Origin of the sequence: Roseixanthobacter finlandensis (genome assembly GCF_043195105.2) — a bacterium.
Taxonomy (GTDB): domain Bacteria; phylum Pseudomonadota; class Alphaproteobacteria; order Rhizobiales; family Xanthobacteraceae; genus NCEH01.
On sequence record NZ_CM195536.1, the window covers coordinates 2,688,182 to 2,704,256 of the forward strand.

Below are 16,075 nucleotides of genomic sequence, written 5' to 3' on the forward strand. Positions count from 1 at the left end.
GTGAGCGCGTTCGGTAACCTTCGCCTCGCCATCTGGAGCACGGTTATTCCATGAATATACGTAACGGCCTTGTTGAATCCATCGGCCACACCCCGCTCATCCGCCTGAAGAAGGCGTCCGAGGAGACCGGGTGCACCATTCTGGGCAAGGCGGAATTCCTCAATCCGGGGCAATCCGTGAAGGACCGCGCGGCGCTCGGCATCATCCAGGATGCGATCGCGAAGGGCACGCTCCAGCCCGGCGGCGTGATCGTGGAAGGCACGGCGGGCAATACCGGCATCGGCCTCGCGCTGGTGGCCGCGCCCTTCGGCTTCAAGACCGTGATCGTCATTCCCGAGACCCAGTCCCAGGAAAAGAAGGACATGCTGCGCCTCGCCGGCGCCACGCTCGTGGAAGTGCCGGCGGTGGCCTATTCCAACCCGAACAATTACGTAAAAGTCTCCGGCCGCCTCGCCGAGGCGCTCGCCAAGACCGAGCCGAACGGCGCCATCTGGGCCAACCAGTTCGACAATGTGGCCAATCGCCAAGCCCATATCGACACCACCGGCCCGGAAATCTACGACCAGACCGACGGCAAGGTGGATGGCTTCGTTTCCGCCGTCGGTACAGGGGGCACGCTGGCCGGCGTCGGAATCGCGCTGAAGGCGCGCAATCCCAACATCAAGATCGCCCTCGCCGACCCGTTCGGCGCGGCGCTTTATTCCTATTACACCACCGGCGTGCTGCACGCGGAGGGCTCCTCCATCACCGAGGGCATCGGCCAGGGGCGCATCACCGCGAACCTCGTGGATGCCCCGGTGGACTTCGCCTACCAGATCCCGGACGCCGAGGCGGTGCAGATCGTGTTCGACCTGCTGGAGCATGAGGGCCTGTGCCTCGGCGGCTCGTCGGGCATCAATATCGCCGGCGCGATCCGCCTCGCGAAGGATCTCGGGCCGGGGCATACCATCGTCACCATTCTCTGCGACTACGGCACGCGCTATCAGTCGAAGCTGTTCAATCCCGAATTCCTGCGCTCCAAGGATCTGCCCGTGCCGGGCTGGCTGGAACGCAAGAGCGAGGTGCCGAACGTTCTCGTGTGACCCTCGCCGCCCCTCCTCCAACGCGGAATCCTGTTCATGACCTCCTCGCCTTACCTCGTTTCCACGCAATGGCTCGCGGATAATCTCGGCGCCCCCGACCTGATGATCGTCGATGGCTCCTGGCACTTGCCGCCGACCGGACGCAACGGCAAGGCGGAGTTCCTGGAGCATCACATTCCCGGCGCCGTGTTCTTCGACATCGACGCGATTTCCGACCAGTCGAGCGACCTGCCCCACATGCTGCCGGATGCGCTCGCCTTCTCCGCGGCGGTGGGCAAGCTCGGCATCGGCGACGGGCTGCGGATCGTGGTCTATGACCAGCTCGGCCTGTTCTCGGCGGCGCGGGTGTGGTGGACCTTCCGCGCCTTCGGGGTGGCAGAGGTGATGATTCTGGATGGCGGCCTGCCGCAATGGCTGGCCGAGGGCCGCGAGACCGAAAGCGGGCCCTCCGCCCGCCAGCCGGCGACCTTCATGGCGCGGCTGGATCGCTCCATCATCGCCGACATCGCCCAGGTGGAGCGCGCCCTGACCGCCGGCACCAGCCAGGTGCTGGATGCGCGCCCCGCCGCCCGGTTCCGGGGCGAGGCGCCGGAGCCGCGCGCCGGCATCGCCTCCGGCCATATTCCCGGCAGCCTGAACCTGCCGTTCGGCGAAATCATCAAGGACGGTCACCTCGCCGAGCCCGAAGCCTTGCGCGCGGCCCTGGAAAGCGCGGGCGTGGATCTGTCCCGCCCCGTGATCACCTCGTGCGGCTCCGGCGTCTCGGCCGCCATCCTGTGGCTGGCGCTGGACAGCATCGGCAAGCGCCCGCATGCGCTCTATGACGGCTCCTGGGCCGAATGGGCCTCCGCCGGAAAGCCGGTGGCGACCGGCGCGGAATAAACCCCGGCCCTCGCTTGGAAGGCCCCTCCCCAGCCTCGCTTGGAAAGCCCCCTCCCCAGCCCTCCCCCGCAAGCGGGAGAGGGAGCGCATCGCTCTTCGCGACAAGGGATTTTCCCGCGACACCGCCTTATCCCCTCTCCCGCCTGCGGGGGAGGGTTAGGGAGGGGGAAAGATCGAGGAAAAAAGCGCGCGGCGGCGACGCGGCCGCGCTTATAGCAGCCCGAGCGACCGCAATTCGCGTTCCATCTCCGCCGGCAGGCCGGCCGCGCCCTTGCCCGCCGCGTCGAGATCGGCGGCCACATCCGCGTCCTTGAGATAGCGCCAGCCCTGGAACGGGCGGTGCGGACGCGGCGCCACGCGCACCACCTGCGGGTCCAGCACCAAAGTGCAGCGGCGGATACCCTCGCCATCGACGAACGGGCGAATGTCGACCAGCCGTTGCCGGCATAAGATCTCGCCCTTGATCACCCAATAGAGCGAACCGCCGCCGAGCAATTCCTCGGTGCGGGTGGGCACCATGCGGGTGATATGCCCATGTTCCACAGGCAGGCCGCGCGCCGCCTTGTCGGCGAGACGCTCGGCGATCCAGTCGGTGAGGTCTTCGATCGATTCGGCACCGACGCACAGCTTGAGAAGATGCAGCGGCCGGCCCGCCACCATGACGGACCCGGACGGGGCGGCCGGCGACGGCTTGGCCTTCGCCGCCGGGGATTTGGCAGCGGGAGATTTGGCAGCTGCGGATTTGGCGGGGGTTTTCGCGCTCATGCGGTGGCGGCCGGTTCCCGCTTCACCTGCGGCCAATCCACCTCGTCTTCGGCCAGCACCTCGCTTTCGCGCAGCGCCTCGGCCTTCCAGGCCACGAAATCGGGCTGGGCATGGACCGCCGCCACATAGGCTGCGCTCACCTCGTCGAGCGGCACCGCATAGGTGCGCAGGCGCGTCGCCACGGGGGCGAACATCGCATCCGCCGCACAGAACGCGCCGAACAGGAAATCCCCGCCGCCACCAAAGCGCTGGCGCGCCTCGCGGAAGATGGCGGTGACGCGGGCGACGTCGCGCTCCACGCCTTCGGGCAGGTCGCGCGGCTCCACCGGACGCCACAGATTCATGGGCAGATGGCGGCGCAGATGATGGAAGGAGGCGTGCATCTCGGCGCTGACGGACCGGGCAAACGCCCGCGCGGCGGGACGCGCCGGCCAGAGCGGGCGGCTCGGATGAGTTTCGGCCACATGCTCGATGATGGCGAGGGAATCCCACACCGGAATCTCGCCATCCACCAGAACCGGAACCCGGCCGGCGGTGCCGAGGGGCGCCAGCGCGGCCTTGAACGCATCCGTTCCAATGGCGATGCGCTGCTCCTCGAAGGCGATGCCGGCGGCGCGCAACGCGAGCCATGGGCGCATCGACCAGGAGGAATAATTCTTGTTTCCAATGATCAGCTTCAGCGGCATGGCGGTCGTTTTCCCCAGGACCCTACGGGACTGGGCCGCGTGCCGTCAGCGGATCGAAGCGACGATGACGGGATCGAACCCGCCGAAGAGATAGACCACGGCGATGGTCGCAACAACAACGCCCAAAGCGGTGCGTGCGATGCACCAGCAGGATCGTTCGGTCTTTACGGTCATGATGACTGTCTATGGCTTGAAGGGGGGAAAGAAAGGTGTCCTGACACAGGATTTCGGATGGGGCGCATTTCGGCCACGCATTCGTCACAATACCTAAGAAATTCCTAACGAATGTGCAAGGCCCTCTTGCTGCGCCGCACCTGACATATGCGCATGGCTGCCCTTCGCTGCCCGTTCCTACCAGCCCGGGCTTGCGCGGCGCTGGCGGCGATGCGACAGCAGGCCATGACCAATGCGCAGAACCCGCACGCGGCCGAGACCGCAGACACCGCCCTGCCCGCCGAGGAAGACGTGGCCCACGCCATTCTCACCCTCGCCGCAAAGGAGGCGGGCAAGACCATCGCCCCGGCCGACGCCGCCCTCGCTTTGATGGGCCCCGCGCAGTGGCAGCGCGCCCTTCCGGCGGTGCGCCGGGTCGCGGTGCGGCTCGCGCTCGAAGGCCGGCTGGTGATCTATCGCAAGGGAAAGCCCGTGGACCCGCAGGAGTTCCGCGGCGTCTACCGGCTCGGCCTGCCGCGCGAGGATTGAGCCGTTTCGCGAGCCGCGCACGGTCGCCGAAATTGCCGGGCGAACATTCGGCCGAAATGCCGGTTTGGTGTGCCGCCAAGGCGCGGCGAAGCCTCACGAAACCATTGTTCGTCCGCGCTAAGCCGTTGTTTCACGTGAAACATTTTGCCCGTATGGGGCCAGGGCGCCGCCAGAGCGGTACATCCTAGGGCGCGGGAAACAGCACCTTGGTCTTGCCGGCGAGGTAATAAGCGGCAAGGCCCACCCACTCGCGGGTCGCGATGTCCATCAGATCCTGCCCCTGCGCCACCCGCGTGAACGGGGTATCGAGTACATCCGCGCGGACAGTGCGATAGTCCACGGGATAAGCGATCACCGGAAAATCCACCGCGCGAAAGCAAGCAATGGCGCGGGGCATGTGGAAGGCGGAGGTCACCAGCAGCCATCTTTGGCCCGGCTGCGGGTCGACCAACGCCTTGCTGAAAGCGGCATTCTCGATGGTGTTGCGCGAGCGCTGCTCGAACACCACCCGTGAAAGATCGACGCCCACATCCTGCAAGGCCTTGCGTTCAGCCTCCGCTTCCGGCGCCACCCTCTCGCCCACGGCCGTTGAGCCCGCCGCCACCACCAGCCGGGCATCGGGATATTGCCGCGCCAGGGCCGCGAACACGATGATCCGCTCCGCCGCATCATTCACCGCCGTGACGCCCCGCGCCAGCGCCACGTCCGGCACCTCCGCGCCACCCAGCATGATGATGCCGTCGATGGGCTTTCCGTCGGAAACATAAGGCGGGAAACGCTCCTCCAGCGGCGAGACCAGATAATTGGCCAGCGGCGAGAAGCCGGTCAGGAACATGCCGAGCACCGCGAAGGCGAGAATCAGCGACGGCGTCCGGCGCAGGCCCGTCAGCAGCAGGATCACGCCGAAAACAGCCAGCAGCACCAAGATGTTGGACGGAGCTGCCAGGATTCCGAGAATCTTCGAGAGCGTGTAAAAATCGTCCATGTGCGCTCCTCTTCAACCAAGCAATAGCCTAGTCTTATTGCAGCGCGAAGATGTAGAAGCGCGCGAGCCGCCCGCCGGCGCCCGCGCGTTTCCGATTTTGGCGTGGATGGCCCCGCGAAAGCGCCATCAGGCGGTCTTGTCGAACAATTCCCGGCCGATCAGCATCCGGCGGATCTCGCTCGTCCCGGCGCCGATCTCATAGAGCTTGGCGTCCCGCAGCAGGCGGCCGGTGGGATAATCATTGATATAGCCGTTGCCGCCCAGCGTCTGGATCGCCTCAAGCGCCATCCAGGTGGCCTTCTCGGCTGCGAACAGGATCGCCCCGGCCGCATCCTCGCGCGTGGTGGCGCCGCGATCGCAAGCCTTTGCAACGGCATAGACATAAGCGCGCACGGCATTCATCGTCACGTACATGTCGGCCAGCTTGCCCTGCATCAGCTGGAACGTGCCGATGGGCTGGCCGAACTGCTTGCGCTCGTGGACATAGGGCATCACCACATCCATGCAGGCCTGCATGATGCCGACCGGCCCCGCCGCCAGCACCGCGCGTTCATAATCCAGGCCGGACATCAGCACGTTGACGCCGCGCCCCACCTCTCCCAGCACATTCTCCTCGGGCACTTCGCAGTCCTCGAACACCAGCTCGCAGGTGTCGGACCCGCGCATGCCGAGCTTGTCCAGCTTCTGCGCAGTGGAGAAGCCCTTGAACCCCTTCTCGATCAGGAAGGCGGTCATGCCGCGCGCGCCGGCGGCCGGGTCGGTCTTGGCATAGACCACCAGCGTCTCGGCGATGGGACCGTTGGTGATCCACATCTTATTGCCGTTGAGGATGTAGCGGTCGCCCTTTTTCTCCGCCCGAGTGCGCATGGACACCACGTCGGAACCGGCGCCCGGCTCCGACATGGCCAGCGCGCCCACATGCTCGCCCGAGATGAGCTTGGGCAGATACCGCCGCTTCTGCGCCTCGCTGCCGTTGCGGCGGATCTGATTTATGCAGAGGTTCGAATGCGCGCCATAGGAGAGCCCCACCGAAGCCGAGGCGCGGCTGATCTCCTCCACGGCGATCACATGCTCCAGATAGCCGAGCCCGGAGCCGCCATATTCCTCCTCCACGGTAATGCCATGCAGGCCGAGGGCGCCGAGCTGAGGCCACAGGTCGCGGGGAAACTGGTTCGTGCGGTCGATCTCCTCGGCGCGCGGGGCGATCTTGTCCTGGGAGAAGGCGCGCACGGTGTCGCGCAGCATGTCGGCGGTCTCGCCGAGATCGAAATCGAAACCGCGATGGGCGTTGGGCAACATGATCTTCCTCCCGGCCGCGTCGAAGCCCATTCTGCGCGGCCCGGCCGCCGTGGTCTTCTTGAGGAACGCGCGCTGAACCAATGGCAATGGTGTCCCCGCTCCCCGCCGGCACACAGCGACGCCCGGAAGCGGATGGGGCAGAATAAAACGGATGGCCGTTTATTCAACAGGAATATGAGCGGCGCTCAGGCATCCACATTGCGGCGCATGCCCGGCGGCCGGGGGCGCCCGCCCGGCGCATTCTGATCCGCGAGCATGGCCTGGGCCGCGTCGATGGAGACCGGGCCGGAAAACAGGAAGCCCTGTGCCTGCTGGGCCCCGAACGCCCTCAGGAAGCGCAATTGCTCGCGCGTCTCGACCCCCTCGGCGGTCAATACGATGCCCAGCGAACGGCCGAGCCGCACCACATATTCCACGATCGCTGCGGCATCGCGCTCCGTACCGAGATTGGAGATGAACGAGCGGTCGATCTTGATCTTGGTCACCGGGAAACGACGGATATGCACCAGTGAGGCATGCCCGGTGCCGAAATCGTCGAGCGCGATGCGCACCCCGCTCTCGCGCAGGCGCAGGAGCGCGGCGTTCACTTCCACATCGGCCTGAATGATGGCGCTCTCGGTAATTTCGATCTCCAGCCGCGAAGGTTCGAAGCCGGTCTCGGCGAGGCTCTCCAGGATGAGGTCGGCGATATTGGGCTGGCGCAGGCTGATGGGCGACATATTGACCGAGACGGTCACATCGTCGAGCCGCCGCCCCAGCTCGCAGGCCCGCCGCATCACCCAATTGTCGAGTCGGCAGATCAGGCGGCTGCGCTCGGCGACCGGGACGAAGGTCTCCGGGGGGAGGCGCCCACGCTCGGGATGATCCCAGCGCACCAGCGCCTCGAAGCCGACGATGCGCTCGCTCTCCACATCCACCTGCGGCTGGAAAACCAGCGCCATCTGCCCGTGATCAATGGCTTCCGCCAATTCAAGTTCCACCGTGCGGCGGTTGCGAATGTCCTGTTCCAGTTCCGGCGCGAAGAACCGCACCAGCCCGCGCCCGTCGGCCTTCGCGCGATACAATGCAATGTCGGCGAGGCGCATCAGCTCGCCCGGATCGTCCGTGTGCTCGGGCGCGAAAGCAACCCCAATGGACGCGCCGATCTGAAGCTCATGGCCCTCCAGGCGCACCGGCTGCTGCATCACGCTCAGCAATGTGTCGAGGAAAGGCTCCACCTCGGCCCGTTCGGCGCAGATCAGATAAAGCACGAACTCATCGCCGCCGAACCGCGCGGCAAGGCCTCGGTCGCCCAAAGTCTGGCGGACCCGCGAGGCCATCAGGCACAAAAGTTCATCGCCAACACCGTGGCCGAGCGTGTCGTTGATATCCTTGAACCCGTCGAGATCCAGATAGGCCATGGCCAGGATCTCGTTGCGAGTGAGGGCGGCGACGCGCGCCTGAAGCCGACCAACGAAGCCGCCGCGATTGGCCAGCCCCGTCAGATAATCCTCCATCGCCAGTGATTTGGCCTCCGCCTCGCTGGCCACCAGGGCAGCGCGGGTGCGGCGGGACTGCACCAGCAGCATCACGCAAATGGCAAGCAGCGTCAGCGAGAGCCCCGCGACCAGCGGAGCGATGCGCTGGAGCGCCGTCACTCCGGGACGCTCCGGCATCCAGGCCAGCACAATCGCATTGCCGTCGGCGAAATTGGTCAGCGTGATGAAATTTTCCCGGTCGTTCGGCACCGCTCCCCGATAGACGCGGAAGCCCGCCAATTTGACCCTGCGCGCCAATTCGCCGAGAAACGCGTCATCCAGCAGATCTACCGTCACCGATTGCAGCACGTCCGGCCCGCCGCCGATCGTTTCGGTGCTTTTAATGGAACGCACCACCGCAAGGCCGGCGAAGTCGCCGGTCGCGACAAATCCGGAAAGAGGTTCGCCCGCTGCTTTCGCGTCGCGGTTTTGCGGGTCGCGTATCATCCGCTGGACGGCGGGGCGCAGGGCATCGAACTGATGCTGGTCCACTTCCTGGTCCAGCGAATAAGCGTAAAGGACGTGGTTTTGCCGGTCGAGCAGGAAGGTCCGCTCATAGCCGAAGTGATTATTCAGCGAGCGTCCCAGGTTCTGGTGCAGCCAGGCGCGATCATTCTGCTTTACCCGCGCGCTGACTTCCTCGTCAGGCTCGATCAGGCTTACCGTACGCTTCATGAGGGCGGCATGATCGCTCAGCGCCGCACGGACGGCCTGCCGCTCAAATGCGTTGGAGCGGGCATCATTGCTGGCGGTCGCAAACGCCAGGACCGCGCAAAGGCACGTTACGACGACCAGCACCGCAGCGATGGTCGCCACCGAGAAGCTGCGCGCTGCAGCGCCCGCCCGTCTAGGAATATTAGCCTCCCGACCGAGGGCCACGAAAAGGCCGCGCGATCGACCCAATGTCGCCGCCGACCTTTCTCGTACGCCCGCGCAGCCGGCGCAAGCGCCCCGAAAGGTGCTCCTCCTCTTAGGTACCCCCAAACCACAGAGAGGCCAGGCCGAGAAACGCGAAAAATCCGACGCTGTCTGTTACCATCGTGACGAATACACCCGAGGCAACAGCCGGGTCGAGTTTAAGCTTGTGGATCCCCAGCGGAACCAGGATTCCGAACAGTCCTGCCGCCAGCATGTTGACCACGAGCGCGCTCGCGATCACTCCGCCAAGTTGCAAATTCCAGAACCAAGCGGCGGCGATGACACCGAGAAGGACCGCCAGGATCGATCCATTTACCAAACCAACCAAAACTTCTCGGAGCACGACGCGACGCGCGTTGTGGGAGCTGATGTCCTTGGTGGCGAGGGCACGGACCGCGACGGTCATGGTTTGGTTCGCCGCATTCCCACCCATGGAGGCGACGATCGGCATCAGCACTGCCAGCGCCACCATCTTCTCAATGGTGGCGGAGAACAGGCCGATGATGAAAGCGGCGAGGAATGCAGTCCCAAGATTCACCACAAGCCAGGGCAGGCGACCGCGGGCGGTATAAGCGACGGTGTCGGAGAGTTCCTCATCGCTGCCCACGCCCGCCATCGCGCGCAGATCCTCGTCCGCCTCCTCCTGGATCACGTCGACCACGTCGTCGATGGTCATGACCCCCACGAGACGACCGGCATCGTCCACCACCGGGGCGGAAACCAGATTATAGTGCTCGAACATGCGAGCCACCTCTTCCTGGTCCTCAGACGCCTTCACGATGTGGCGCTGGTCGCTCTTCACCGCCGTCAGCAGCACCGCGCGCTTGGTCCGCAGCAGGCGGTCGAGCGGCACCGACCCGATGAGCCGATAGGCGGGATCGACGACGAACACCTCATAGAAGGTCTCCGGCAGGTCATCGGTCTCGCGCATATGGTCGATGGTGCGGCCGACGGTCCAGAACGGAGGAACCGCGATGAATTCCGTCTGCATGCGCCGGCCGGCGCTTTCCTCGGGATAATCGAGCGAACGCTGGAGCGCGACCCGCTCGGGCGCGGGAATGTGCTGGAGGATGGCGGCTTTCTCGTCCTCATCCAGGTCTTCCAGGATGTAGACCGCATCGTCCGAATCGAGGTCGCGGATGCCCTCCGCCACGGTCCAGGGCCGCAACGCCTGGAGGATCTGGACGCGCACCGTTTCGTCGAGTTCGGTCAAGGCGGTGAAATCGAATTCGCCGCCCGCCAGTTCGATCAGCCGGGGCCGCTGCTCCGAATCGAGGGCCTCGATGATGTCGCCCAGGTCGGCTTCGTGCAGCCCGCGAATAAGCCGGCGTAGATGCTCGCCGTTCGATGCCGCGACCGCGTGCTGGACCTGCGCCAGAAAGGCATCGTCGATCGCGCCGTCCGCATTGCGGGGCGACAGGGGGGGATGCTCGTCTGCGGCGGCGGAACTTTCCTCGCGCATCGTTTACCCCGCATCATGGATGGAAACCGGCACAGGTTCGGACTAGGTTGCTGCCAACCTGAACGCACCGTTCTTCGCTTGCTGTCGCTGAGAGCCAGGAAACCACGGCGTGCCGCCGGGAGTCCGCTCACGCGCTTCTAGGCATACGAGGGCAGGAACGCAAACGCTCCAGCCGGAAAATCCGATTCATGAAGATCCGCATCACCTTGGCCTTGACCATGGGGGCCTTGGCCGCCCTGCTGGTGCCGCTTACCGCGCTGGCACAAGGGTGCCCAGGCCGCCCCTCGGCCCTCGGCACAGCGCGCGTGATGGAGGTGCCGGCGGGGGTGCGCGTCGGGACGAAATCCTTCCCTCAGACGCTGGCCCTTAAGCCCAAGGAAGTGGTGCTCACCTTCGACGACGGCCCCTGGCCCAAGACCACGGCGGCGGTGCTGGACGCGCTCAAGGCGCAGTGCGTGCGGGTGACCTTCTTCCTGATCGGGGAGAATGCCCGCGCCCGGCCGGAACTGGTGCGCCGGGCCCTGGCGGAGGGACATACCATCGCCCATCATTCCATGACCCATCCGGATGCGACGCTCGCCCATCTGCCCTACGCCGCCGCCGTGGCGGAGATCGAGCGCGGCATCGCCGCCGACGATGCCGCGGCCTATGGCAGTGCCGGAACTGGCGCCATGCCGCGCGTGCCGTTCTTCCGCTTTCCCGGTTTTGCCTCCACGCCGGAACTGCTCGCTTATCTTGAACAGCGTGGCATTTCTGTCTTCGGGGCGGATCTTTGGGCCAGCGACTGGAATAAAATGACGCCCGAGCAAGAACTTGCCCTGGTCCTCAGCCGTCTCGACGCGGCCGGAGGCGGTATCATTCTATTTCATGACACGAAAACCTATACTGCAGCCATGATTCCGGCGTTCTTGCAGGCTTTAGCGGAGCGTGGATATCACGTCGTTCACATCGTTCCCGCGTCGACCCGGTCATCCGGCCGTTGAGATTAACCCTATTTTTGGGGACGGTTCGAATCTGGTGATGTGTCAGGGCTTCGATCCTTGGGATCCGTCCCGGTGGGACGTCACGAGAGTTACAGGAATGCGGTCGATTATCCTTGCGGGAGCCCTCGTTGCCTTGGCGGGCGCCGCCCAGGCGGCTGGCGACCCGCCTTTCGCCGGCTCCGCCCCAACGACCGCATCCTCGGTGCCGCCCGGCGCCGCAGCGATTGTTCCGAGCCAGCCCGCAGCGATTGCCGCGCCCAAGGTCGCGCCGGTTCAGGCGGTGGCGCCCGTGCTCCTGCCGCCTGCGCCGCATCCGGCCTCCTACACCACCTCGGCCGCCGTGCCACCCGGCGCGGCCTGCCCCGGCAATCCCGATGCGCTCGGCACGTCGCGCATCGTGAAGATCGACCCAAAGCAGACGCCCTTCTTCGGGCGCCTTCAGTACAAGCAGACCGTGCCGTTGCAGAAAGGCGAAGTGATTCTCACTTTCGACGACGGCCCCCTGCCCCCGATGACCCATCGCGTGCTCGACGCACTGGCCGCCAATTGCGTGAAGGCCACGTTCTTCAGTGTCGGACGCATGGCCTCCACCTATCCGACCGTGCTTCAGGAAGTCTATGAAGCCGGCCACACCATCGGCTCGCACAGCCAAACGCACCCGCTGATCTTTCCCAAGCTGACGCATCCGGCGGGAATCGGCGAGATCGAGCAGGGCTTTGCCTCGGTCAATGCGGGGCTTGCCCCGATCGGCGCCCACACGGTTCCGTTCTTCCGCTTCCCCGGCCTCGGCCGCACCAAATTCTATGAGGCCTATACCCAGGAGCACGGCATCGCCGTGTTCAGCGTCGATCTGGTGGCCGACGACTGGATGCATCTGAAGCCCGATGAAGTCCTCAAGCGTGCACTCGACCGTCTGGAGGCGCGCGGGTCCGGCATTCTGCTGCTGCACGACATCCAGCCGTCCACCGCCGTGATGCTCCCGACCCTGCTGCACGAGTTGAAGACACGCGGCTTCAAGGTGGTTCACATGATTTATGGCGAGGGTCCCGACGCCGTCGCGGCGCTTCCGGCGGCGGTCTCCGCGCCCGGCACGGCGGCGAAACCCGCTTCCGCCAAGCCGGTTGCGGCTCAGTCAGCGACCTCCCATCCCGCCGCGCAAGCAACCTTCGGCGCGCCTGCGGCAGCCCAGGCTAGGCCGACCACCGCACCCGTTCGCGCGACCAGTACCGCGAGCGCGGCCGGCAGCACGCCTTCAAGCCGCGTGCCCCTGCCCGCACCGGCGCCCGCCGCCGTCACCGCAGCGCCGACGCAGGCAAATCCCCCGGCCGCTGAACAGCCCTTCAGCTTGTCCTGGCCGCGCATTCTGACGGATATCCTGCCGAAGAACCTTCAGTCCACCCAGTGAGCGGCGCGGCCTTTTCCCAAGATTGAGAAGCCGCCCGCCGACTCGGCCGGGCGGCTTTTTATTGGGCATCCGAGGCGGCTGGCGCGGCGGGATCGTCGGCGAACGATCCTGGCCAAACGATCTGGCGCGAACGATCTTGCACGAACGATCTTGCAACGGACGCGCGACGCCGGTCCGCAAACGACAACGGCGCCCGAAGGCGCCGTTTTGCGTCGGCCTTTGCGGCCCCATCTTCTGGTGCGGACGAGAGGACTCGAACCTCCACGGGTCTCCCCACTAGCACCTCAAGCTAGCGCGTCTACCAATTCCGCCACGACCGCAGTCAGAGATGGCTCGGCGCCCGCGAACCCTGAGGTGCGTGGCGCCGGGGGCCATCGTCTAACAGATCGCCCAGGGCGCCACAAGGCCTCAACAGCGGATCATGCGCCAACTATATGTAGCCTGTGGATGGCGTGTGTCCCGCGCGCCGTCAAAGCCGTATGAAGTCGCCATGACCGCTCATTCTTCCCCATCGCCGGCCGCCCCTTCGCCCGCCCGGTCCACGCTCGCCACGCACTTCCTGCCCCATCTCGCCGGAGCGGCGCCGGTGGAATGGAGCGTCAGCGATGCCCCCGTGCCCTATCCGCAGGCGATCGCGGCCATGGAAGCGCGGGTCGCCGCGATCGCCGCCGGAACCGCGCCGGAGCTGGTATGGCTGCTGGAGCATCCCGCGCTCTACACCGCCGGCACCAGCGCCAGGCGCGAGGATCTGATTGATGCGCGCTTCCCCGTGTTCGAGACCGGGCGCGGCGGGCAGTTCACCTATCACGGCCCCGGCCAGCGGGTGGCCTATGTGATGCTGAACCTCAAGCAGCGCAGCCCCGATCTGCGCCAATATGTCAGCGCGCTGGAGACTTGGCTCATCGCGTCCCTGTCCGCCTTCAACATCCGCGCGGAACGGCGCGAGGACCGAGTGGGCGTATGGGTGGCACGGCCGGGCCGGGAGGAAAAGATCGCCGCCATCGGCATTCGCGTGCGCCAATGGGTGAGCTTCCACGGCATCTCACTGAACGTGAGCCCCGACCTCACCCATTTCGGCGGCATCGTGCCCTGCGGGGTGCGCGAGCACGGCGTGACCAGCCTGGAGGACCTCGGCCACCTCGCCAGTCTACCCGAGGTGGACAGCGTTCTGCGGATCGCGTTCGAGGAAGTCTTCGGTGCGACCTGCCCGGCCAGCGCATCGCTCTGAAGCGCAGGCGTCAGGTGGAGCGCTATTTCCCAGCAGGTGCAGACGGCGCAACGGCCGGCGCGGGCTTGGCGCGCTCATAGGTGGTGCAGGCGGTGGCGATATAATTTGGCACCGAATCGATCCAGCACAATTCCATGCTGTCGGCACTCACCTCGCCGTCGCCCGAGCTGAAATCGGTGGCATAGACCACGCGCTTGCCATCGCTGCGGAAGGTGCCCAGCAGCACCTGTTCCTTGCCGCCCTTGGAGACCACCGCGCCGCCGAAGGCGCGGTCGCTCTGCGTGTCGATGCGCACGTTCCAGGCTTCGGTGCCGGGGCGGTTCGAGAAATGCGGCGTGTCCACGCGCAGCCGCATATCGTCCATGGGGGCGATGCTGAGATTGGAGCCGGCATGCGCGACCGCCGTCCACAGGCCGATGATGTTCGGCGCATCCGCCGCATATGCCGGCCCGAGCAGCCCGAGAAGAACCGCCGCCGCCACACCCGCGCTCCGCATGCCCCTGCTCCTTGCAACCGGCCTCCGCACGGGGCGGAGCGCCTCAGATGCCCAATTTGCTCTTGAGGATCTCGTTCAGCGCCTGGGGATTGGCCTTGCCCCCCGACGCCTTCATGGCTTGCCCGACGAACCAGCCGAGCATGGTGGGCTTGGCGATCACCTGGGCCACCTTGTCCGGATTGGCGGCGATGATCTCGTCCACCACCTTTTCGATGGCGCCGGTGTCGGTCACCTGCTTCAGGCCCCGGGCCTCGACGATCTCGCGCGGGTGCTGGGTGGTCTTTTCCTCCAGCAGAATCACCAGCACATCCTTGGCAATCTTGCCGGAAATGGTGTTGTCCGAGATCAGGTCCACGATGCCGGCGATCTGGGCCGGAGTAACGTGCACACTGGAGACCGCCAAGCCGGCCGTGTTCGCATAGGCGGAAAGATCGCCCATGATCCAATTGGCCACCAGCTTGGCATTGCGGGCGCTCGCGCCGTCCGCCTTCACCGCCGCCTCGAAATAGTCCGCCGTCTCTTTTTCGGCCACCAGAATGGCGGCGTCGTAGGGCGTCAGCCCGTAATCGGCGATGAAGCGGGCCTTCTTCTCGTCCGGCAGTTCCGGCAACGCGGCGTCGAGCGAACGCACGAAGGGTTCTTCCAGCACCAGCGGCAACAGGTCCGGGTCGGGGAAATAGCGATAATCATGCGCTTCTTCCTTGGAGCGCATGGACCGCGTCTCGCCCTTGTTGGGGTCGAACAGGCGCGTTTCCTGGTCGATCTTGCCACCGTCCTCAAGGATCTCGATCTGGCGGCGGGCTTCCACCTCGATCGCCTGGCCGATGAAGCGAATGGAATTGACGTTCTTGATCTCGCAGCGGGTGCCGAGCGGCTCGCCGGGGCGACGCACCGAGACGTTCACGTCCGCGCGCAGATTGCCCTTCTCCATGTCGCCGTCGCAGGTGCCGAGATAGCGCAGGATGGAGCGCAGCTTGGTCACATAGGCGCGCGCCTCCTCGGAGGAGCGCAGGTCCGGGCGGGAGACGATCTCCATCAGCGCCACGCCGGAGCGGTTCAGGTCCACGAACGAGAGCGAGGGGGACAGGTCGTGGATCGATTTTCCCGCGTCCTGCTCCAGGTGCAGCCGCTCGATGCCCACACTGATGCTTTCGCCGTCCGGCAGATCGACGATCACCTCGCCCTCGCCGACGATGGGATATTTGAACTGGCTGATCTGATAGCCCTGGGGCAGATCGGGATAGAAATAATTCTTCCGGTCGAACACGGAGCGCAGATTGATCTGCGCCTTCAGGCCGAGCCCGGTACGCACCGCCTGGGCGACGCATTCCTTGTTGATCACCGGCAGCATGCCGGGCATCGCCGCGTCCACCAGCGACACATGGTCGTTGGGCGGCCCGCCGAATTGCGTGGAGGCGCCGGAGAAGAGTTTGGCGTTGGAAGCCACCTGAGCATGCACTTCCATGCCGATCACCACCTCCCAATCGCCCGTGGCTCCACGAATGAGCTTCTTGGCATCGGCGGGTCGAACGTGAGCGGTCATCGCGGTCCTTCGCAACTGGCGCGGCATATGCCGCAGGTGATGTGTGTCCCTACTCCCGCGACCCGCTCTCTGGCAACCTTGGGAGCATTGCGCAGCCGCTCCCGGAGCACCGGCAAACCGGG

The 16,075-nt window shown here is 65.8% G+C and carries 15 protein-coding genes and 1 tRNA gene; 6 read left to right on the plus strand and 10 right to left on the minus strand.

Going from position 1 to position 16,075, the window contains the following annotated elements; genetic code table 11:
• Positions 1 to 50 precede the first annotated feature (50 nt).
• Together V5G24_RS12540 and sseA are read left to right on the plus strand one after the other, a co-directional pair.
• A complete protein-coding gene (locus V5G24_RS12540) occupies positions 51 to 1,082 on the plus strand; it encodes a cysteine synthase A (RefSeq protein WP_394082223.1) in 1,032 nt (343 codons plus the stop codon).
• A 36-nt stretch (positions 1,083 to 1,118) separates the two neighbouring features.
• On the plus strand, positions 1,119 to 1,964 hold the full coding sequence (gene sseA / locus V5G24_RS12545) for a 3-mercaptopyruvate sulfurtransferase (RefSeq protein ID WP_394082221.1): 846 nt from the start codon (positions 1,119 to 1,121) through the stop codon (positions 1,962 to 1,964).
• Between the two features lie 210 nt (positions 1,965 to 2,174).
• Here the strand turns inward: sseA and V5G24_RS12550 are convergent, their stop codons facing one another.
• The 3 genes from V5G24_RS12550 to V5G24_RS12560 all read right to left on the minus strand — a co-directional run bounded on the left by V5G24_RS12550 (position 2,175) and on the right by V5G24_RS12560 (position 3,589).
• Positions 2,175 to 2,624, minus strand: a complete 450-nt coding sequence (locus tag V5G24_RS12550; protein WP_394083060.1) for a DUF1489 family protein — start codon at positions 2,622 to 2,624, stop codon at positions 2,175 to 2,177.
• A gap of 101 nt (positions 2,625 to 2,725) precedes the next feature.
• Positions 2,726 to 3,415 carry a glutathione S-transferase gene (locus tag V5G24_RS12555; RefSeq protein ID WP_394082219.1) on the minus strand — a complete coding sequence of 230 codons (690 nt, stop codon included), beginning with the start codon at positions 3,413 to 3,415 and terminating at the stop codon, positions 2,726 to 2,728.
• Positions 3,416 to 3,460: 45 nt separating this feature from the next.
• The gene (locus V5G24_RS12560; RefSeq protein WP_348845105.1) at positions 3,461 to 3,589 is read right to left on the minus strand and encodes a hypothetical protein; all 129 of its coding nucleotides are present in this window, start codon (positions 3,587 to 3,589) and stop codon (positions 3,461 to 3,463) included.
• Between the two features lie 225 nt (positions 3,590 to 3,814).
• On the opposite strand from V5G24_RS12560, the gene V5G24_RS12565 reads away from it, so the two are divergent.
• A complete protein-coding gene (locus V5G24_RS12565; RefSeq protein ID WP_394082217.1) occupies positions 3,815 to 4,117 on the plus strand; it encodes a DUF3253 domain-containing protein in 303 nt (100 codons plus the stop codon).
• A 184-nt stretch (positions 4,118 to 4,301) separates the two neighbouring features.
• Here the strand turns inward: V5G24_RS12565 and V5G24_RS12570 are convergent, their stop codons facing one another.
• The 4 genes from V5G24_RS12570 to mgtE all read right to left on the minus strand — a co-directional run bounded on the left by V5G24_RS12570 (position 4,302) and on the right by mgtE (position 10,298).
• Positions 4,302 to 5,102 (minus strand): YdcF family protein, encoded by an 801-nt coding sequence (locus V5G24_RS12570; protein WP_394082215.1) that lies wholly within the window; start codon positions 5,100 to 5,102, stop codon positions 4,302 to 4,304.
• Between the two features lie 126 nt (positions 5,103 to 5,228).
• Complete coding sequence (locus tag V5G24_RS12575) at positions 5,229 to 6,401, minus strand: isovaleryl-CoA dehydrogenase (protein ID WP_394082213.1); 1,173 nt, start codon at positions 6,399 to 6,401, stop codon at positions 5,229 to 5,231.
• A gap of 185 nt (positions 6,402 to 6,586) precedes the next feature.
• Positions 6,587 to 8,797, minus strand: a complete 2,211-nt coding sequence (locus V5G24_RS12580; RefSeq protein WP_509292235.1) for an EAL domain-containing protein — start codon at positions 8,795 to 8,797, stop codon at positions 6,587 to 6,589.
• 91 nt (positions 8,798 to 8,888) lie between these two features.
• A complete protein-coding gene (gene mgtE / locus V5G24_RS12585; protein ID WP_394082209.1) occupies positions 8,889 to 10,298 on the minus strand; it encodes a magnesium transporter in 1,410 nt (469 codons plus the stop codon).
• Between the two features lie 188 nt (positions 10,299 to 10,486).
• Between mgtE and V5G24_RS12590 the strand changes: the two genes are divergently transcribed.
• Together V5G24_RS12590 and V5G24_RS12595 are read left to right on the plus strand one after the other, a co-directional pair.
• On the plus strand, positions 10,487 to 11,281 hold the full coding sequence (locus V5G24_RS12590; protein WP_394082207.1) for a polysaccharide deacetylase family protein: 795 nt from the start codon (positions 10,487 to 10,489) through the stop codon (positions 11,279 to 11,281).
• 97 nt (positions 11,282 to 11,378) lie between these two features.
• A complete protein-coding gene (locus V5G24_RS12595) occupies positions 11,379 to 12,686 on the plus strand; it encodes a polysaccharide deacetylase family protein (protein ID WP_394082205.1) in 1,308 nt (435 codons plus the stop codon).
• 235 nt (positions 12,687 to 12,921) lie between these two features.
• Here the strand turns inward: V5G24_RS12595 and V5G24_RS12600 are convergent.
• A tRNA-Leu gene (locus tag V5G24_RS12600) sits at positions 12,922 to 13,006 on the minus strand.
• A 170-nt stretch (positions 13,007 to 13,176) separates the two neighbouring features.
• Here V5G24_RS12600 and lipB point away from each other — a divergent pair.
• A complete protein-coding gene (gene lipB, locus V5G24_RS12605) occupies positions 13,177 to 13,914 on the plus strand; it encodes a lipoyl(octanoyl) transferase LipB (RefSeq protein WP_394082203.1) in 738 nt (245 codons plus the stop codon).
• Between the two features lie 22 nt (positions 13,915 to 13,936).
• Here the strand turns inward: lipB and V5G24_RS12610 are convergent, their stop codons facing one another.
• Both V5G24_RS12610 and gatB read right to left on the minus strand, forming a co-directional pair.
• Entirely contained in the window at positions 13,937 to 14,410 is a 474-nt protein-coding gene (locus V5G24_RS12610; protein ID WP_394082201.1) for a DUF2147 domain-containing protein, read from the minus strand.
• Between the two features lie 43 nt (positions 14,411 to 14,453).
• Positions 14,454 to 15,953 carry an Asp-tRNA(Asn)/Glu-tRNA(Gln) amidotransferase subunit GatB gene (gatB, locus tag V5G24_RS12615; RefSeq protein ID WP_394082199.1) on the minus strand — a complete coding sequence of 500 codons (1,500 nt, stop codon included), beginning with the start codon at positions 15,951 to 15,953 and terminating at the stop codon, positions 14,454 to 14,456.
• Positions 15,954 to 16,075 lie beyond the last annotated feature (122 nt).